Here is a 19,675-nt window from a genome sequence, read left to right as displayed (position 1 = left end):
CATGCGAGCTATTCAGATTTTTGATGATATTCAGCAGGTCTATATCGACTTTATCGCGAACCGCCAATATCCACGTTTGGAAAGTTTAAACAATTGGGGCAAGAACCGTTTTTTCTTCAGTCAGTATTTTCGCATGATTGAAGATTGGCATCTGACTGAACAGATTGTGATTGAATTTAATCAACAATTTTATAGTTTGGATACAGGGACGGCGCCTGACTTTATGGATCAAGACAAATACATGGCTTGGTTGATGGAACAATTACAAATATTAAAATAAGTCCTTTTCATTCAAATTATTCAGCACAGCTTCGAGACATGTTATGCAATTCAAAGCCATCCTTTAGCGGATGGCTTTTTTTGTTGCTAGCGAACTTAATTGGGGGGAGCGTGGTCTGAGCTAGTATGAATGGCGCAGAAAACGTGAGCCCTAAAATTGTCCTGAGGCATTGGATTTGCAAATTTAATACAACTATCAACCAATAGTGTGACTTAAATCACTTAAAATACGCCGAAAATTTAAACATAAATTTTTAGCCAGCAGCCCATAACTCATAAGAAGCTGAGCTGTATTGAACTTGCAAACATTCTAACCTTAGACCGATTGGCTTTGAATGAAAGGTTTATCGCCATCTTTAGAGATGATTTTTTTAGCGTATGAAAAAATTAATACTGCTATGGCTTGCCATATGTGCGGTTTCATTGGTGTCGATAGGCTATACCTATGAATTATTCATTAGCCCTGTTTGGGTGGTAAATGCATTTGCTGCCTATGGCATGATTTTAATGCGGAAGCATTTAAGCCACGATTTACTGATCGTGCTCTATGCTTTTAGTGCGATCTTTGTGGCTTCGCTGATGGTCGATCCTGCCAAAATCTTAGAAGATAAATTTCTCCTGTGTGCGATTTCGGCATTTCAGATTTGGGTATTTATTAAAGCCTATTTGGCACTGAGCCATTTAAAAAAACGCCGCTTTAAGCGAACCCTAATGTTAGCTGTTCCGAGTATCGTGAGTGCTTTTGCAGGCAGTCTCTTGTTTGTGGCGTGCTTTCAGATGGACAACCAATACTTTGCCTTTGTTGATTATTTTCTAGAGCAATTTGCAACAAGTTTGGCTGTGGTGTGTTTACTGTTTGGTGTTCAGCGCTGGATGAATGTGCCGTGGGTGGATTATGGCTATCTGATCGTGGCACTGGCCATCAGATCTTCTATGCTTGCATGGTCTTGCCTTTATTGATGTGTTACTACGCGATCAAATATGACTTCAAAACCTTTTGCTGGCTGATTGGTTTAATGACGCTGATCTGTGGCTGGTATGGTGCCATGCCATTGGCTGGGGAATATTGGTCGGATGCACAGGTACATATGCTCTCGCGGATCAGTTCTTATCGTTTGGCATTGGGTATTTATCTGATCATTTTTCTGTTTATTTGTGAGCTGTATGCACGAAATAAACGCCTGTATTTGGCTTTGCAACGTGTGAGTTTTTGCGATGAGTTGACGGGGCTGAAAAATCGCCATGCCTTTAAAGAACAAATATTTATAGAGGGTGCGGTTGATAAAGGCTGTGTCATTTTGCTCGATGTCGATAACTTTAAAAAAATTAATGACCAATATGGACACCAAATGGGGGACAGTGTTTTGGTGCATTTGGCAAAAATCTTAAAAAATTGTAGTCCACGCGCGAGTTTTATTAGTCGTTGGGGCGGTGAAGAATTTTTAATTTTGCTCGAAGGTGCCGATTTGGAGCAGGGTAAAATGTTGTGTGAAACAATTTTGGAACGCTGCGAACATGTGCCGTTTCGAAAAGATCAATTAAGGCTAGATGTCAGCTTTAGTATGGGCTTGGCCGAGTTTCAACAGTTGAATTTGTCCAATTACTCCACGACTCTACAGCATGTCGATGCCTGCTTATATCAGGCGAAATCACAAGGGAAAAATCAGTTTGTTTATCAAAAGATTATTCCGTTGGCAGAAAGCAGTATTGCGGTCTAAATGGGCAAAAAAAGATGCCGTGAAGGCATCTTTTTTAGCATTTAATCAACGATTAAGCCGCTTTTTTGAACCAAGAAAAGAAACCTTTTTTCTCAGCTTTAGCTGCTTCAGCTTTTTTCTCTGCACATTTTTTAGCGCAGTCTTTTTTCGCTTCAGCTTTTACTTCTTCAGTTTTAGTTTCAACAGCTTCTTTTGCATCAGTTGCTTTTTCTACAGCTGCATCTTTTGCTTCAACAGTTTTTGCAACGACAGCATCTTTAGTTGCTACAGTTTTTGCTACAGTCGCGTCTTTTGCTGCAACAGTGTTCGCAACAACAGCATCTTTAGCCGCTACAGTTTTTGCTACAGTTGCATCTTTTGCTGCAACTGCAGTTTCTTTAGTTGCCGCTGCTTTTTCTACCACTGCTTTTTTCATGTCAGCAGTTTTTGCTTTAGTGGTTTCTTTTACTGTTAAAGTTTTAGTTTGAGTTGCTTTTTCTGCAACAGCCACTTGAGTTTTAGCAGCATCTTTAGTTGCTTGAGCAGCAGCTACAGTTGCAGTTTTCGCTTGTGCAGCTTGAGCTTTTACAGCTTCAACAGCAGTTGCAGGTTTTTGTTCTACAGCAGTAGTTGCCATAGCAGAAGTTGTAGCAGCAACTAAAGCAACAGCTAAAGTAGTTTTGATCGCGTTCATAGTCATCACTCTATAAAACTTAGTTAAAATAAGGCATTGTAAATTTTATGCCTTATCAACAGCGCTTAGGTTACACGGCACAGAGTGAGGGATTCGATTGTGTGAATATTCCACCAATGTTACAAACGGATAACATGGTGTTACGCAGAAAAACAAACAAAAACAGCGTACATTCCACAGCATTCGAAATTTTTAATTCAAAGCTGATTTAAAATCACTGTTAAAGCCGTTATGGTGAATATACATTTCCGCCATTGGTATGGCATAAAAATAACGTCGCATGAGGGATAAAGTCAGATGCAGCAGCTTATTTGTTATAAACAGCTCCCTGTGTGGACGCAGCAGTCGATTCCACAAGGTTTTAAACAACAGCACAATACCAAAGCAGGCACATGGGCAAAACTCACCGTGCTGCAAGGTGAAGTAAATTTTGCCATGTTAGATGCGTCTGGAAATGTCCTCTCGACGCATGTATTTAGTCCAGACCTACCACCGCCGTTTATCGAACCGCAGGCGTGGCACAAGATTGTGTCTGCGAGTGACGATGTGCAATGTCAGTTGAGTTTTTATTGCTTAGCACAGGACTATTTTTATAAGAAGTATCAGCTCAGTCCAACGCATTCAGAGATTTTGGCAGCAGCGCCGTATTTGCACGGCGGCCGTGCTTTGGATGTCGGCTGTGGGCAGGGGCGTAATTCGCTGTACTTAAGTCAGCTGTCTGAGCAGCGTTTTGAGGTGGATGCATGGGATGTTAATCCACACTGTTTGCACAAGCTGCAAGAGGTGATCGCTGCGGAAGGCATTGAAAATATTCATGTGCAGCAGCGTGATCTAAACGCTGACCCAAGCATTACAGGTACATACGACTTTATTTGCTGTACCGTGGTGATGATGTTTTTAGAGGCCAAGACAGTGAAGCCTCTGATTCAGCAGATGCAGCAAGCGACAAATATCAATGGCTATAATTTGATTGTCTGTGCGATGGATACGCCTGATCTGCCTGCGCAGCCTGACTTTCCATTTAGCTTTAAAGCAGGAGAGTTAAGTGCGTTGTATGAAGGCTGGAATATTGTGAAATACAATGAAAATGTCGGGGAGCTGCATCGGGTGGATGCAGAAGGGAATAGGATTAAACAGCATTTTGCAACGCTGTTGGCGCAGAAAGTTGTTAAAGATATTTAATAGGTTTTAATAGTTGCAGTTGCTTGTTATGAAGATTGGGCTGCAATTGTTTTAGTGGAGTACTTTCATAGCAGCAACAGGAGAAGTCATTTCAGCAATCATAGTAAAAACTAAAGTTTTAAGTATAATTAACCCGAATCCTGTTTAAGCCAATGATTCCAATACTCGAATGGTTGGCTTGTTTTGATGACATAATTAGTAAGCACATAAAGATGCATAAATTCCAGCTAAGTATCCTTCAATGCTTCTCGCTTTACTGGTGACCAAATTATATCGCCCTTTTAACAAGCTAAATAAAGTCTCTATTTTATTACGCTGCTTTAAGTGATATTCATCTGATGTAGAAAGTTGAACAGATTTCATATTCTTTCGGTGATATGTGATTAAATCAATACCTTGTGCTTTTAATCTACTCTTTAATTCCTGACTAACATAGCCACGATCAGCATAGCGCTTTGCTTTATTTACAAAGCGATAACATTTATGCAGCATGTAATGTAGGTAAGCGAACATCAGTATAATGATATTTGATACTAGTAATATGACCATCAGATGCACGTTTTATAAAATTTGCTATTTGATCAGGATCAAATCTAGTAATACCTTTTCTTATAATAATGCCTTCCATATCTTTTACATAATTTTTATGTAATGCAGTTTCAAGAGTATTAAGAAAACTTTCTGAGTATTTCTTTTCATCTCTATAAATTAAACAGAATTTAATATTTATATCTAAAAAATCTGTTATATTTGAAATAATATTATTAGACATACAAAAATGAAATAGTGCATTTACTGCATCATAAACTTTTAATCTAATCTCATTAGATTTAAAGTTTCCTGATTTGAATTCAACCATATATAAACTGTCTTCTATATCACTATAAAAAATAGCATCAGGTGTTTTTCTTTTAGTTGATAAACTCATATCAAAGTGACATGTGGTGTATAGAAGATCTAAGTTAAAAACTAAAGATGGCGACTCAATAAATTCTTGAGAATTATTTTCATCTCGACTTAACTCTGTAAGATTTTGAGATAAAGGAAATTTTTCAATTAGTTTCTCATATAAAATTTTGGATTTAGAAATCGTCATTTGAAGTCTCTAAACTAAGTTTTCTTAATGGTTCTGCTAAAATTTCAAGAATAGGACTAATAGAACCCTGAGTATCCTTAAAGCTTACATGATTATTATTATTTTTATGAGCTAAATAAAATTTAGTAGGAGTTTTTGTAATGTCACTATAAGTTTTCAAACACTCTAACATATAAGGACTATGAGTATTGATTAATATATTTACACCTTTTTTAACCAATTTGCAGAGTTGTTCAGAATATTGTTTCTGCCAAGCTGGATGTAAATTGGTTTCAGGTTCATCCAGAATTAATAAAGTATCTTTATTTAAGTAGTCTGACTTAATTAAAAGATCGAGAATAGATAATGCTTTTATACCTGAGGAAACATTATTAGTTAAAATTTCATTCCCATTTGTTTTAAAAGCAAAAGATTCAATTTCTGAATTAAAATAAAGCTCCCCATTAAAGAAATCTTTAATTTTCCATTCAATTACGGGTTTTTGAATATCTGGATTATCTATTATAGATTCATCCCAAAGTGAGTAAGTGGATAAATCATTCATAAATTTTGAATTGGATTTTTTTAATTTATTGGATAAGTCAATAATATGATATGGAATATTAATTGAGTTTTTTGAGAAATTAATTTCTCCTAGACTATTTGTAGAAATAGCTGGAGAATATTGCAATATAGCAGGTCCTTCAATAAATGTGGCATCTCTTAAAGGAAAAAAGTCAGTTCCAGTATATTCTATGATTTTATTGTCATCGAACTTTATTTCAAATATATTTTGATTATGATAATCGAGACGTAAATATGAGAATTCAGTATTAAAACTTACTAATTTTTTACAAAATTCATGTTTTATTGATTCATAAATAAATTTTTTATTATTTTTTTCAAAATTATTATTTTGATAAAAACTCAAAATATTCTTTTCCATTTTTTGTAGAATAGAAATTGAAACTGGATCATTAAAATGATCTTTTTCAATGAATGAAGCAATTTTTTCTGCAATATATGGGTAATCTTCAATAGTTGAGGTTATTGATCTTCTTAAATTAAAAACATAGGTCCGCAACTCCTGATTTTCATAAAGTTCAGGATGTCTACGTACTTGGAAATACAGCCATTGTAAGAAATTATTTTGCTTTTCTGCGAATTCTTTATGATAAGCATTTGGGAATGTATTAAATGCTTGAATAATAGCAAATAGTAATTTCCCTATTGTACTTTTACCTACGTCATTTTCACCAGAAATTATTGTAAGATTTGAAAATTCAATAACAGTATCTTTAATTTTTCCTATATTTCTTACAGTTAATCGCACAATACTATTACCCCATTACTTTTAGTATATTTTACCTGAGTCTTTTGTTTTTTGTCTCACTATACTTTCAAAGATATAAAAAATCCCCGCATAAAGCGAGGATTTTTTGATCGAAATATTTTTATTTTAAACACGTTCGATAATTGTCGCGATACCTTGACCTAGACCGATACACATCGTCGCAAGACCGATTTGTGTATCTTGCTGTTCCATAACGTTCAGCAAAGTCGTTGTGATACGTGCGCCAGAACAACCCAATGGGTGACCTAATGCAATCGCACCACCGTTCAAGTTCACACGGTCTTGTTGGTCATAAATGCCTAAGCCTTTAAGAACAGACAAACCTTGTGCTGCGAACGCTTCGTTCAATTCAAAAGTTTGAATATCAGCAATCGATAAGCCAGCACGTTTTAATGCTTTTTGAGTTGCTGGTACAGGACCATAACCCATGATCGCAGCATCACAGCCTGCAACCGCCATAGAACGAATCACAGCACGTGGCTTAAGACCTAAAGCTTGAGCACGTTCAGCAGACATCAGCAACATTGCAGAAGCACCGTCAGACAAAGCTGAAGATGTTGCAGCAGTTACCGTACCGCCTTTCGGGTCGAATACTGGACGTAACGATTGGAACGCTTCAAGGTTTGCATCAGGACGAATCACTTCATCGATATCGCACAGGATTTTGAAACCATTTGCATCGTGACCTTCAACGCCCACGATTTCATTTTTGAAACGGCCTTCTTGTGTTGCAGCCCAAGCACGGCGGTGTGATTCAACACCAAACGCATCTTGTTCTTCACGCGAAATACCGTTCATACGACCTAACATTTCAGCCGTTAAGCCCATCATGTTAGACGCTTTTGCATAGTGCTTAGACGCTTCAGGGTTGATGTCGATGCCGTGCATCATGCCAACGTGACCCATGTGTTCTACACCACCAATGATGAAGATATCACCTTGGTTGGTTGCAATTTGCGCAGCCGCTGTGTGGATTGCTTGCATAGAAGAACCACAAAGACGGTTCACTGTTTGACCTGCAACAGTACGTGGTAGGTCTGCTAACAATGCAATGTTACGACCAATGTTCATACCTTGCTCTAGGGTTTGGTTTACACAGCCCCAGATAACGTCTTCAACTTCATTGGTATCAAACTGGTTACGAGCAACAAGCGCGCGTACTAATTCAGCAGATAAGCTGTCAGCACGTACGTTACGGAACATACCATTTTTGGTTTTACCCATTGCTGAACGTACGCCATCAACGATGACAACGTCACGTGGATTTAAAGTAGCCATTCACGTTGCTCCTTAACCGTAGAATTTTTTGTTGTTAGCAGCCATGTCACGCAACATTTGTGGCGCTTCATAAGCCTTACCTAAATACGCATATTTGTCGCAAAGCGCTACGTATTCAGCGACACCTGTTTGGTCGATGTAACGGCATGGACCACCACGGAATGGAGGGAAACCTACACCCATGATCATCGCCATATCTGCTTCAGCAGCAGTCGCTACGATGTTGTCTTCTAGGCAACGAACAGTTTCGTTACAGAACGTCAGCATCATACGGTCAATGATTTCTTGAGCATCAAATTCACGTTTTTCCGCAGTTGCAACAGAAGCCACAAGTTCGTAAGCCACTGGATCAACCACTTTGGCTTTCTTACCTTTACGGTCAAGTTCGTATTTGTAGAAACCAACGTCATTCTTTTGACCCAAACGTTTTGCTTCATACATCGTTTGAATTGAACCTTTGAAGTCAGGCTTCATACGGTCAGGGAAACCTTCCGCCATCACTTCTGCACCGTGTACGCCTGTGTCGATACCCACAACGTCGATGAGGTAAGCAGGACCCATTGGCCAGCCGAATTTTTCCATGACTTTGTCGACTTGTTGGAAGTCAGCACCGTCTTTCAATAGAAGGTCAAATGCACCAAAGTAAGGGAACAATACGCGGTTTACAAGGAAGCCCGGGCAGTCATTTACCACGATTGGTGTTTTACCCATTTTCTGAGCAAGAACCACAGTCGTTGCGATTGCCTCAGCAGATGTTTTCTCACCACGTATCACTTCTACCAATGGCATCATGTGAACTGGGTTAAAGAAGTGCATACCTACGAAGTTTTCAGGACGTTGTAGGTTTTCAGCCAAACGTGTGATTGAAATGGTTGACGTGTTCGAAGCAATGATCGTATTGTCACGAACATTTTTTTCAGTTTCAGCCAGTACGATACCCTTAACTTTCGGGTTCTCTGTGACTGCTTCAATCACGATGTCCACTTCTTTGAATTCGTCATAGCTTAAAGTAGGACGGATGCGCGCAAGAGTTTCACCCATTTGAGCAGGTTTCATTTTCTTGCGTTCAACTTGTTTGGTCAGTAAGCCATTAGCTTCTTTCATACCTAAAGCAAGTTGTGGGTTACCAATGTCTTTCATGATGATTGGTGTGCCTTTGCTTGCCGCTTGGTAAGCAATACCACCACCCATGATACCCGCGCCTAATACAGCTGCTTGGTTGACAGGGTGTGCACCTTTTTCATATTTCTTCGAAGTTTTCTTCACAATTTGGTCGTTAAGGAATAAACCAATTAACGCACCTGCTTGTGGAGTCACAGCCGCTTTAGCAAAACCTTGCGCTTCGATTTTCAATGCTTCATCACGTGGAAGGCTTGCACCTGCTTGTAATGAGTCTAGAAGAAGTTTTGGCGCTGGGTATTGAGCAGGATTTGCTTTTGCAAGAACTGCACCTTTCGCTGTATTGAATGCCATCATTTGTTCAAGCATGTTCAATTTAACAGGATCTAATTTTTCTTGACGTTTTGCTTTCCAGTCTACACGGCCAGCAATCGCTTGTTTTACAAGGTCAATTGCAGCGTCTTGTAGTTTGTCTGCAGCAACAACTGCATCAACAGCACCGTCTTTGAGCGCAGCAGCTGGCTTTTTCGGTGCAGCCATTGCCATCCATTCAACCGCATTGTCGATACCAATCACGCGGCTTAAACGAACCGTACCACCAAAACCAGGGTAGATACCCAGTTTGATTTCTGGAAGGCCAACTTGTGCAGCATCTGACATCACACGATAGTCACACACTAAGCACATTTCAAAACCGCCGCCCAATGCCATACCATTGATTGCAGCAACTTTAGGAACGTTTAGATCTTCAAACGCATTGAAGATGTCGTGAACAGGCAATGCCCAATCCACAATCGCTTGTTCGCCTTGAGCGAAGTTTTCACCGAATTCAGTGATATCTGCACCCACGATAAATGTAGATTTACCTGAAGTAACGATTAAACCTTTGATGTCACCGTTTGCTTTAACAGCGTCAATTGCAGCTTTAAAATCTTCAATTGTTGCGCGGTTAAATTTGTTGACCGACTCACCTTGTAAGTCAAAGCGGAATTCTGCAATTCCGTCCGAAAGCATTTGGACGGTAATGGCATTGCCAGCGTGGATCATGCCTGATCTCCTTTATTTTGGAGGACTTCTAAGTTGATGTTGTGAAGCGAGTACGCGGTTCCTGCGTACACTTTATGCCTCGCTAATCTTACGATAACTATATCTAAAAAGAACATAACAAGTTGTATCAAGCCGTGACGCTAGGGTCATCAAAATTTCTTTTGGAAATAGCCTTCGGATCTGCCTTTAAACGCTATCGCTCTAATTAAATATGTTGAAGCTTATGTTTCAGTTCACATTTTTTTATAAATGTAAGCTATAGATTGAGATGCGAAAGAAAAATTCAAGAAAAAAGCAAGTGCATTTTTCGGCAGAATGGTCAATTCACTTTTACTATTGTCATCCATCTTTGCTGAGACACAGTGTTCTATGCTGCTTATTTAAGCGTCACTGAGCACTATGCTATACTCGCCCCGTTCTCAAAAGTTAATTTTTTATTAAGCACAATGCTTATTAGCACCAGGTCCTCATATGATTAAGTGGATTATCCTGGCGGTCTTTGTCATTTCTGCGTTTTATATCCAGCAACGCGGTAAAGTCCGTCATTCATTTTATCGTCAGTTTTTTGATCATTCGACATTGCTCGCACCGATCAATTTTCTCATGTACATGTTTTCAAAAGTGCCGAGCCAACCCTATATCGACACGCAGCATTTTAAAGATTTAAAAGTCTTAGATGAAAACTGGGAAATGATTCGTGATGAAGCCAAGGCCTTATATGAAAAAGGTGGCATCAAAGCATCGAGTACTTATGATGACCTTGGATTTAACTCGTTCTTTAAAACAGGTTGGAAACGCTTTTATTTAAAATGGTATGACTCAGCCCATCCTTCGGCTGCTGAACTTTGCCCAAAAACTACGGCCTTGTTAAAAAATCTACCCACGATTAAAGCCGCGATGTTTACTGAGTTGGCGCCTGACAGTCGTTTAGTCCGACATCGTGATCCCTATGCCGGTTCATTGCGTTATCACTTGGGCTTACTGACGCCTAATGATGACCGTTGTTTTATTGATGTCGATGGTCAGCGGTACTCATGGCGTGACGGGGAGAGTGTGGTGTTTGATGAAACTTATATTCACTATGCTGAAAATAAAACGGATCAGAACAGGATCATTTTCTTTGCAGACGTTGAACGGCCATTAAAGTCGAAGTGGATGGAGGCTTTTAACCATTGGTTTGGTAAAAATGTCATGACTGCTGCGAGTTCCCCCAATGAAAGCGGTGATAAAACGGGTGGCTTAAATAAAGTGTTTGGCTATGTCTATCAAATTCGCATAAAAGCCAAAGCCTTGAAAAAAACCAATCGTTCACTGTATTACTTTTTAAAGTGGTTCCTGATGTTGGGGCTGTTCTTCCTGATTTTTGTACGTCCATATTTATTTTAAAAGTAGAATAAATATTGAAAAAATGCGCCCTTAGGGGCGTTTTTTTATGCTGACAGTCAGCGAAATATCAGTTATCGTGCAAGCAGAATAAAAATAATCATGCAGAGCAAATCAGCTAAAAGCAGTAATAGTGTTAGCCAGAATAAGCCAGAACCAGAATAAGCCAGAAAAAATGTGCCAACAGACGAGGAATATGATGTTGACGTCCAAACTTAAGCCCATGCCAAACCATTGAGCTGAAAGAAAAGCGTCATCATCAATGATAGCCAAAACCCAAAGGTGAAAACGGTGGAAACATTGCAGACCTACTGCATAGAAACCCTGTGTAAACGCCTGAAGGGAAGGATTTGGCGGGAAGGGGATCCGATTCATGAAAGCAACCAACCAAACATTGATGCATCAAATGCATATTTCGATGCAAGATATAGAACGACGTAAACAGTTGCTTGGCTTGACCGATTTAGAGCTGGCAGAACTGGCTTCGATTGGTGGGATTGTGGCGCCAATACTCGACAGTATGGTTGATGAATTTTATGAAAATCAGACCTCAATTCCAGAAATTGCCACTCTGATTGGTGATCTTGATACCTTGAAGCGTTTGCAACGCGCGCAGCATCAATATTTATTGGATTTATTTTCCGGGCGCTATGACAGCGCGTATGTGAATAACCGTTTACGGATTGGTTTGGTTCATAAGCGCATAGGTGTAGAGCCGAAGTTGTATCTCTCTGCGGTGCATACCCTAAAGACCATGTTATTTCGCTTAATTCAGCGTACCTTTAATGATACGGAACAATATCAGCGGATTATTAACACCTTGGAAAAGCTCTTTATGTTCGATACTACATTGGTGGTGGAAACCTATGTGTGGAGTTTGATTAATGAGGTGAAGATCTCCCGTGAAAAAATGGAACAGTATGCGCATGCGCTAGAGTTTCGTGCACAAGAAATGGAAGAACTTTCACAGCGCGATCCATTAACAGGACTCTTAAATGTCCGGCATTTATCGACCTTATTGACCAGTATTTTATATACCGCACAGCGTAATCATGAACCTGTAACAGTAGTGTTTATTGATATCAATGATTTTAAAAAGATCAATGATGAACAAGGTCATCCACGTGGAGATCAGGTACTACAAACGGTTGCTGCGGCCATAAAGTCGGTTGCACGTTTAGATGATTATTGCTTCCGTTATGGCGGAGACGAATTTTGTTTGGTCTTGCCTGGTTGCAGTGAAAAGCATGTGGAAGCGAGTTTGATTCCTCGTTTATTAGAAGCGGTGGCTGAAATGGAAGCAGGCTTAAGTTTAAGTATTGGGCTGTGCCAAACAGACAATCAGCAAGGCTATGTAGATGCCATGAGCTTGGTACAACAAGCCGATGCTAAAATGTATCAAGAGAAAAAGAATTATAAACGTTTGCAGGAACAACTCTTGCCGAAAGAAGCGTGATCCGAGCGTAAATAACGCCAAAAATAACAATAGATGACTAGCGAAACTTGAGCTAAATGGATCTCCATATTCTTGAAAATAATGTGATAAGTATGCTTATTTCCTGCAAAAATAAAGCTGAAATAGCAGATGCATCCTGCAAAATCTTGTATAGAATAAAAGCAGTTGATGGGGGATAAGATGCAAGTTTTTCGTTCAAAAAAAGATTGGTGGGTGGTGGCATTTATTGTTTGTATGAGCGGTTTACTCATTCAATTATTACTCACTATGCAAGCCAAAGGTACGATGCAGCAATATCCTCTTCATACCACGGTGTATATTTTGACGGTGTTACTGCTGTGGTGGCCAATACTCAATACACGTTATCAAATTTCCGCTACAGAATTAAATATCCGTAGCATGTTTCTACGTTGGCAGATTCCTTTGCAGGATATCCAACGCATCAGTGCAAGTCAGGATTTGTCTGCGGCACCTGCGCTTTCCATTAAACGTTTAAAAATTGAATATATACAGAATGGACAACGCAAATTCGTCATGGTTTCACCCAAAGATCAACAGTATTTTTTGAAGGCCTTAGGTATATATAAATAGATTAAATTAATTTGATATGAAAATATTTGAAATACAAGGGAATAAAAATGACTCCAATAATTCCTTATCATAAAAATCAAAAATTTGGCATTGTTGATGTTGAGCTGAATTTTCTTATTGAATGTAAATATTTCCAAATACTCAAACCTTTCAAATTCAATCAAGGTTGGTTGTGTTTTACTTTAAATGAGCATAAACGCTATGGGTGGATCTATTATGAAAATGGTCAAATTGTTGAAATAGAACCACAATATTTAGCAGTAGATTATGACAGTCAAGAACTCATTGGTGTGCAGTCTGATGATGGAAGCTGGGGGTTTGTAGATTACTCAAATCAACAGTTGATTTCTATGCAGTTTTCAAAAATTCACCCATTCAGTAATCATCGTGCAATTGTGAGTATTGCTCGAAAAAATCTAGGTTCAATCTGGGGTGTGGTAGATATCAAGGGACATTGGACTATTCATGCACAATATCAATATCTTGGTGAAGAACAGTCCGGCTTGCGATGTTTTAAACGCTATGTTCCAAATCAAGGTAATCTTTATGGTTTTGTTTCGGATGAAACCGGGCAGGAAGTGATTTCTGCACAATTTAGCAATGCTAGTCATTTTTGTGATGGCATTGCAGTAGTGAGCTTCGGGAAGGGTAAACAACAATATTTTTCTGTGATTAATTCAATGGGAGAAATCATTGCTGATCAGCTCAAACATGCGGAGCTTTGTGCATTTGGCTATAGTTTGATTCAACGAACTAAATACCTAGAATTTATTAATAAAAGTGGTCAAGTTGTTTTAAAGACCAAAGAAACTAAAGTTCATCAGCTGAACTTTTTGAGTAATGAAAATCTCAATCTTATTCGCACAGGTAGACGGGCATTAATTGCGACTCAATATAAAAAGAAATGGGGCTTTTATAAAGTGGATGATTCAGGAGTTAAATTACAGATTGAACATCAATTCGATGAGTTGAGTGATTACGGATTTCAGCAACAACGCTGCGCAGTATCTATAGATCAGCAAGCAACATATATAGATGAAAATGGAGTAATGAAAGCCTCTTTAGGCTGTACAGATGTATTTATGGATTATCACGGAGCATTATGTACGTTAGTTAAATACAGCTTAGAAAAGCCTTATGCTTTTATGGATCAAGAAGGGCAGCGCGTAATTGATTTTAAATATGCTATGCATTTTGGGAATTTTGACGAATCAGGTTTACTTTATGTTTTTAAAGAGAAAGGATGTGATATTAATTCAGGATTTATAGACCAGCATGGCGTAGAATATTGGCAATAAATCCTGAGGTAGGGTCTTATAAAAAATTATTCGATGACCATAAATTTTTGATTTTGAAAATCTAATTGGAGACTATTTTTCTCAGAATATTGTAAAAAATACACCGCCAAAATAGGTTCAAGTTCAACCCGTATTTTTCGTGCTAAATGACGTGCGCCATAACGAATATCATGGTTCTGATAAAAATGTGCTTTGGCTGCATCTGTGAGTTTGATACTGCGTTTTTGATGTTGTAGGCGTTGATTAAGTTTTTCCAGTTCAATCTCCACCAAACGGGGCAAGGCATCATTTTGAACGGGTTGATATTGCAATACACGATCAATACGGTTAATAAATTCAGGGTCGAATTTACGTTGCATGACTTTTTCAATAATGCTGCTGACCGGCACGCGCTTGAGACAAACCTTCTGTATTTTTTCGGGCAAAAAATTTAACTTATCTAGATATTGCTGTGCCGCTTGTGCACCGACATTGCTGGTCATAAAGATCATACAATTACGAAAGTCGATGGTTTTTGTACCTGAGGTTAGGGTTAATTTTCCGCTATCTAGCACATTCATTAAGCCGCGAAGCACTTCGGTTGACGCTTTTTCCAGTTCATCAAAAAGCACGATGCCCGGACGGGTATGACTACCTGCAATGGCAACTTCATCAAATAAACTATGGCCTTCTTTAGAACCGACATAGCCCGGAGGCGCACCAGTAATGGCAGCCGCATAATGTTCCTGTGCGAGCGTGTTCATATCAATACGGCAAAAGGCATCAGGTCGGCCATAAATCACTTCACTGATTAAACGCACAGTTTCGGTTTTACCAACACCTGTCGGTCCAAGCATTAAGGTTACGGAGAGCGGTCGTTCAGGACTGGAAAAATCAGCCTTGACCACATGCAGCATTTTTTCAATTTCGTCTAATGCTGCTTCTTGTCCAATGATCCGTTGCTTTAAGCGTTGCATAACGTCATGCGGTTCAAAATGAAAACGCGGCTTACCCATCAAACGGTTTTTTTCAGCAGTGCTCTGCGTCGAAGTTGTCGGGTGTACGACATGGATGGCGGGATTGGCGTTCGTCATGCATCATGTTCCTAAAGCGTGATGTTTTGAGCATAGCAAATTTAGAATTTTGCATTAATAGCTTTTAGCAATCAGATCATTGCTATGAGCAACAATAAATTTGCTGGATTGCTTGAAAATGCAGGTAAAAGCATCACATCATGTCAAAGAGCAATATCGAAGACGGAACAAGGCAAAAGTGAACGAAAACGCACGCGAACATATTGAAAAAATTCTTGCCAATATGACGACTCTACCCGGTGTTTACCGCATGCTGGGTAAAGACGGTGAGTTGCTGTACGTGGGTAAAGCAAAGAATTTAAAAAATCGTGTGTCGAGTTATTTTGTGAAAACCATTGAGCATCCCAAGACACAAGCCTTGGTCGCCCGTATTTATGATATTGAAAGTTTGGTGGTGCGTTCTGAAACGGAAGCCTTATTGCTTGAACAAAACCTGATTAAGCTCCATCGTCCGCCGTATAACATCATGCTGCGCGACGACAAATCTTATGTCTATATCTTTATTTCAGCCGATAAACCCTATCCACGAATTGCCGCAGGGCGAGGCAAAGCGAAACATCAAGCTGGTAAGTTTTTTGGGCCTTATCCGAGTGCTTATAACGCGCGTGATACTTTGGTGGTGCTGCAAAAACTGTTTAATGTGCGTCAGTGTGAAAATAGCTATTTTTCGCAGCGCAAACGACCATGCTTGCAATACCAAATTAAACGCTGTTCCGCGCCTTGTGTGGGTTTGATCTCACCCGAAGATTACAAAGAAGATGTCAATAACTCGATTCGGTTTTTACAAGGCGACACTAAAGAGCTTAATCAAGAGCTGATTGGGAAAATGGAAGCTGCGGCCGAAGCACTCGAGTTTGAAAAGGCGGTGTTTTATCGTGATCGTATGGCACTGCTGCGTGATGTACAAACCCAGCAAGCGATTTATAAAGTCAAAGGTGAGGCCGATATCATTGCCATTGCTTATCAAGCCGGTGTGACCTGTGTGCAGATTATGCATGTGCGCAATGGTAAAATGCTCGGCGGAAAGAGTTATTTTCCTGACATGTTGGGCGATGATTTGGGGCAAATGCTCTCAGATTTTATTGCCAATTTTTACTTTCAGGTGGCAGACGAAATCCCTGCGGAACTCATCATTAATGTCGATATTCCAGATCGTAAAGACATGGAAGATGCGTTGTACCAACACTTTGAAAAGCGGATTCAAATCAAACATAAAGTGCGTGAAACCCGTGCAGAGTGGCAAGAATTGGCACAGATGAATGTACAACATGCGATTAAAGGTAAATTGGCTGATCATTTTGAATTGAATGAGCGCTTTCATCAGTTAGAGCAAGTCGTTGGGCGGCCGATTGACAGTATTGAGTGTTTTGATATTTCTCATACCATGGGGGAGGCAACCATCGCGTCTTGTGTGGTCTTTGATGCGGGCGGCGCAAGAAAGCGTGACTATCGCCAATTTTCCATCAATGATATTACCGAAGGCGATGATTATGCTGCCATGCGTCAAGCACTGACCCGCCGCTATAAAAAGCATATGCTGCCCGATTTGCTATTAATTGACGGGGGTAAAGGTCAATTACACATGGCGATGGAAGTCATGCAAGAACTTGAGCTCGATGCCTTTATGGTCGGGGTGTCCAAAGGTGAGGGGCGTAAACCGGGTCTGGAAACCTTGCACTTTACCGATGGTGAAAAAATCCAATTGCCCGAAGACCATAAAGCCCTGCATTTGATTCAACAGGTTCGTGATGAAGCCCACCGCTTTGCCATTACCAAACACCGAGCGAAAAGAGATAAAAAGCGCGGCTCATCGGTACTTGAGGTGATTCCGGGCTTAGGGCCAAAACGTCGTCGGGATCTTCTGACCCATTTTGGTGGCATTCAAGGGGTGTTAAAAGCTTCTGAAAATGATTTAAAACTGGTTCCTGGCTTAGGCGATGTGATGGCGCGCACCATTTATAAAATCCTGCATGAATAGAACGAACTAAGCCCAATCGATGACGGGTCAATCCTGAATTTGCCAAAATGCTCATTGACGCATGAGTCACTGATCATTCACATCATTTGATTTTTATACAATGATATAAAAATCAAAAATATGATCAGGGATGATGATGTCACTCGCACAGTTGTATCAACATATTGAACACAATGAATGGGTTGAGATTCCAGAAGGATGGTTGCAAGGACGAACGATCTATGGCGGCTTAGTGGCAGGCATGATGATGCACAAAGCCGTTGCTACCATTGCCGATCCGCAGCGACGTTTACTCAGTTGTAATGTGACCTTTGTTGGGCCAGTACAATTGGCGCCCATGCGTTTAAGTACTGAAATTTTAAGACAGGGCAAATCCGTCACCACCATCGAAGTTCGACTTTGGCAAGATGATGCAGTACAAAGCATTTTATTGGCGAGTTTTGGTGTTCCACGTGAATCAACTATTGCCGTCAATCAGGAACGTCAAGCACCCGATTTCCCTGAAGTGAGCAGTTTAAAGATCGCCGAACATCATCCACTTGCACCACAGTGTTTTCAGCAAATGGATTTGGCCTGGGTAGATGGGCAGTATCCGTGTACTGCAAGCAAAAAGCCTGACTTTAGTGGTTGGATGCGTTTTAATCCAGAACGCCATGATAACCGTAAGATGACCGTCGCTGATTTACTGGTCTCGATGGATATGTGGCCGCCCGGCGTGCTGCCTATGTACAAAACCATGGCACCTGCGAGTTCTTTAACGTGGACATTAACCTATGTGCATCCTTTGCAATCAAGCTTGCATAATTGGTTTAAATATAAAGTATTTACCGACTATGCAGCGGATGGCTACGCCACGGAATATGCGCATTTATGGGATGAAAATGACCAGTTGATTGCGATTGCGCGACAGACTGTTACGGTGTTTGCCTAGTGACACTGCGGGGCATTTCGTATAAAGTGAGTGCAACTAACGATGGATAAATCCTCAAATTATTCTGCATTTTCATCGTGCATGAGGGGAAAACTGGGGTGTCTATGACAACAGGTCGAATCCTGAATATTCCTAATATTTTAACATTGGCACGAATTGCTTTAATTCCTGTGTTTTTGTTGGTGGCGTATTGGCCACCTGCAATGGGCGTGGGTGAGCATGCTGCAAGCATGTCACGTCATATATTGCTGACCGCTATTTTTGTGATCGCAGCTGTCACTGACTGGTTTGATGGCTATCTTGCGAGAAGTTTAAATCAGACTTCAGCATTTGGACGTTTTCTCGATCCTGTTGCAGATAAACTGATGGTCGCAACAGCCTTGATCGTCTTGGTGCAATGGCAACCAACCATTTCGATGGCCTTTGCAGCGATTGTGATTATTTCACGTGAAATCACGGTGTCTGCGCTACGTGAGTGGATGGCTGAATTAGGCGCACGTACCAGTGTTGCGGTTTCAACCGTTGGTAAATATAAAACAGCATTTCAGATGATTGCGATTTCAGTGTTCTTGCTGAATTGGCAGCCCCTAGAAATGTTGGCCTATGGATTGCTCTATACAGCTGTTGTTTTAACGTTATGGTCGATGTTTATATATTTGAAAGCCGCATGGCCGTATTTAAAACAACCTTGATTTAAAAGTAAGTTATGAAAAGCTCCGTTATCGGGGCTTTTTTATTGCCGAGCTTTTAAAAAAATTGAGGGTTTGACTAGTTTGAACAGCGCTTCATTTGATTAGAGCTTGACGTTAAATGTGAGACGTTGGCGCAAATTTTGGATAAAAAAATTCCCAGATTTTGGGGGAAATCTGGGAAGGAAAATCGGGGTTACTTATCGCTATTATGGAAGATGTTTCCATCTCCTTGATTGCTATTATAGGAAAGCAGATTTAGAAATACATGGAGTTTCTTGTAGTGTAATGTTGTGTTTTATTGAGAAATGTATCACAAATTTACATTAATAATTTTTGATACAAATTGGCCGATAACTTTGGTAGGTTTTGTTTGGATTTAAACGATAAAAATCGATATATGTAATGGAAAAAATACAATTAACATTAGATTTCTTTCATAAGTCATTTTTCACTCAGCTCTAAGTTATAAATTCCAGCAATTAGATTGAATCTCAATGCTAGTCTTTTGCCTCGATTGCGATATCGCTCAGCAAGAATTTTGAAGGTTT

At 39.9% G+C, this 19,675-nt stretch carries 17 protein-coding genes and 2 pseudogenes; 11 read left to right on the top strand and 8 right to left on the bottom strand.

Features of this window, described 5'->3' with window-relative positions:
* The first annotated feature begins 1 nt into the window (after nucleotide 1).
* The 3 genes from FTU38_RS13905 (at nucleotide 2) to FTU38_RS13895 (ending at nucleotide 1,997) form a co-directional block, all read left to right on the top strand.
* A complete protein-coding gene (locus FTU38_RS13905; protein WP_078190480.1) occupies nucleotides 2–280 on the top strand; it encodes a hypothetical protein in 279 nt (92 codons plus the stop codon).
* Nucleotides 281–657: 377 nt separating this feature from the next.
* The gene (locus tag FTU38_RS13900; RefSeq protein ID WP_180088800.1) at nucleotides 658–1,239 is read left to right on the top strand and encodes a hypothetical protein; all 582 of its coding nucleotides are present in this window, start codon (nucleotides 658–660) and stop codon (nucleotides 1,237–1,239) included.
* Entirely contained in the window at nucleotides 1,164–1,997 is an 834-nt protein-coding gene (locus tag FTU38_RS13895) for a GGDEF domain-containing protein (protein ID WP_180111603.1), read from the top strand. The genes FTU38_RS13900 and FTU38_RS13895 overlap by 76 nt, the downstream gene beginning before the upstream one ends.
* Nucleotides 1,998–2,049: 52 nt before the next feature.
* Here the strand turns inward: FTU38_RS13895 and FTU38_RS13890 are convergent, their stop codons facing one another.
* On the bottom strand, nucleotides 2,050–2,670 hold the full coding sequence (locus tag FTU38_RS13890) for a hypothetical protein (protein WP_180010565.1): 621 nt from the start codon (nucleotides 2,668–2,670) through the stop codon (nucleotides 2,050–2,052).
* Between the two features lie 297 nt (nucleotides 2,671–2,967).
* Between FTU38_RS13890 and tehB the strand changes: the two genes are divergently transcribed.
* Nucleotides 2,968–3,852 carry an SAM-dependent methyltransferase TehB gene (tehB, locus tag FTU38_RS13885; protein ID WP_180111601.1) on the top strand — a complete coding sequence of 295 codons (885 nt, stop codon included), beginning with the start codon at nucleotides 2,968–2,970 and terminating at the stop codon, nucleotides 3,850–3,852.
* Nucleotides 3,853–4,047: 195 nt separating this feature from the next.
* On the opposite strand, the pseudogene FTU38_RS13880 reads toward tehB, so the two are convergent.
* The 5 genes and pseudogenes from FTU38_RS13880 to fadB all read right to left on the bottom strand — a co-directional run.
* Nucleotides 4,048–4,314, bottom strand: a pseudogene (locus FTU38_RS13880) (transposase); the annotation flags it as partial.
* A 19-nt stretch (nucleotides 4,315–4,333) separates the two neighbouring features.
* Nucleotides 4,334–4,948, bottom strand: a complete 615-nt coding sequence (locus tag FTU38_RS13875; protein ID WP_180111599.1) for a hypothetical protein — start codon at nucleotides 4,946–4,948, stop codon at nucleotides 4,334–4,336.
* Nucleotides 4,935–6,260 (bottom strand): AAA family ATPase, encoded by a 1,326-nt coding sequence (locus tag FTU38_RS13870; RefSeq protein ID WP_180111597.1) that lies wholly within the window; start codon nucleotides 6,258–6,260, stop codon nucleotides 4,935–4,937. The genes FTU38_RS13875 and FTU38_RS13870 overlap by 14 nt, the downstream gene beginning before the upstream one ends.
* Nucleotides 6,261–6,386: 126 nt before the next feature.
* The gene (gene fadA / locus FTU38_RS13865; RefSeq protein WP_168379008.1) at nucleotides 6,387–7,559 is read right to left on the bottom strand and encodes an acetyl-CoA C-acyltransferase FadA; all 1,173 of its coding nucleotides are present in this window, start codon (nucleotides 7,557–7,559) and stop codon (nucleotides 6,387–6,389) included.
* A gap of 12 nt (nucleotides 7,560–7,571) precedes the next feature.
* Nucleotides 7,572–9,725 (bottom strand): fatty acid oxidation complex subunit alpha FadB, encoded by a 2,154-nt coding sequence (gene fadB, locus FTU38_RS13860; RefSeq protein ID WP_180111595.1) that lies wholly within the window; start codon nucleotides 9,723–9,725, stop codon nucleotides 7,572–7,574.
* 471 nt (nucleotides 9,726–10,196) lie between these two features.
* Between fadB and lpxO the strand changes: the two genes are divergently transcribed.
* From lpxO to FTU38_RS13840, 4 genes are all read left to right on the top strand, one after another.
* The gene (gene lpxO, locus FTU38_RS13855; protein ID WP_078190472.1) at nucleotides 10,197–11,111 is read left to right on the top strand and encodes a lipid A hydroxylase LpxO; all 915 of its coding nucleotides are present in this window, start codon (nucleotides 10,197–10,199) and stop codon (nucleotides 11,109–11,111) included.
* A 370-nt stretch (nucleotides 11,112–11,481) separates the two neighbouring features.
* Nucleotides 11,482–12,564 carry a diguanylate cyclase domain-containing protein gene (locus FTU38_RS13850; RefSeq protein WP_180111593.1) on the top strand — a complete coding sequence of 361 codons (1,083 nt, stop codon included), beginning with the start codon at nucleotides 11,482–11,484 and terminating at the stop codon, nucleotides 12,562–12,564.
* Nucleotides 12,565–12,744: 180 nt separating this feature from the next.
* Nucleotides 12,745–13,155 (top strand): PH domain-containing protein, encoded by a 411-nt coding sequence (locus FTU38_RS13845; protein ID WP_180111585.1) that lies wholly within the window; start codon nucleotides 12,745–12,747, stop codon nucleotides 13,153–13,155.
* A gap of 47 nt (nucleotides 13,156–13,202) precedes the next feature.
* Entirely contained in the window at nucleotides 13,203–14,453 is a 1,251-nt protein-coding gene (locus FTU38_RS13840) for a WG repeat-containing protein (RefSeq protein WP_180111583.1), read from the top strand.
* Between the two features lie 26 nt (nucleotides 14,454–14,479).
* Here FTU38_RS13840 and FTU38_RS13835 read toward each other — a convergent pair whose 3' ends face one another.
* The gene (locus FTU38_RS13835) at nucleotides 14,480–15,526 is read right to left on the bottom strand and encodes an AAA family ATPase (protein ID WP_180111581.1); all 1,047 of its coding nucleotides are present in this window, start codon (nucleotides 15,524–15,526) and stop codon (nucleotides 14,480–14,482) included.
* Nucleotides 15,527–15,704: 178 nt separating this feature from the next.
* Here FTU38_RS13835 and uvrC point away from each other — a divergent pair, with 178 nt between their 5' ends.
* The 3 genes from uvrC to pgsA all read left to right on the top strand — a co-directional run bounded on the left by uvrC (nucleotide 15,705) and on the right by pgsA (nucleotide 19,127).
* On the top strand, nucleotides 15,705–17,504 hold the full coding sequence (gene uvrC / locus FTU38_RS13830; protein WP_180111616.1) for an excinuclease ABC subunit UvrC: 1,800 nt from the start codon (nucleotides 15,705–15,707) through the stop codon (nucleotides 17,502–17,504).
* Nucleotides 17,505–17,640: 136 nt separating this feature from the next.
* The gene (locus tag FTU38_RS13825; protein WP_180022389.1) at nucleotides 17,641–18,435 is read left to right on the top strand and encodes a thioesterase family protein; all 795 of its coding nucleotides are present in this window, start codon (nucleotides 17,641–17,643) and stop codon (nucleotides 18,433–18,435) included.
* Between the two features lie 104 nt (nucleotides 18,436–18,539).
* Nucleotides 18,540–19,127, top strand: coding sequence for a CDP-diacylglycerol--glycerol-3-phosphate 3-phosphatidyltransferase (pgsA, locus tag FTU38_RS13820; RefSeq protein WP_078190467.1), 588 nt, complete (start codon nucleotides 18,540–18,542; stop codon nucleotides 19,125–19,127).
* 441 nt (nucleotides 19,128–19,568) lie between these two features.
* Here pgsA and FTU38_RS13815 read toward each other — a convergent pair.
* A pseudogene (locus FTU38_RS13815) lies at nucleotides 19,569–19,675 on the bottom strand (IS5/IS1182 family transposase); the annotation flags it as partial.

It is taken from the genome of Acinetobacter sp. YH12098 (assembly GCF_013419235.1).
In the GTDB taxonomy this organism is placed as follows: domain Bacteria; phylum Pseudomonadota; class Gammaproteobacteria; order Pseudomonadales; family Moraxellaceae; genus Acinetobacter; species Acinetobacter amyesii.
Note: the sequence above shows the minus strand (reverse complement) of the source record. Positions and strands in the feature narration are given on the sequence as shown.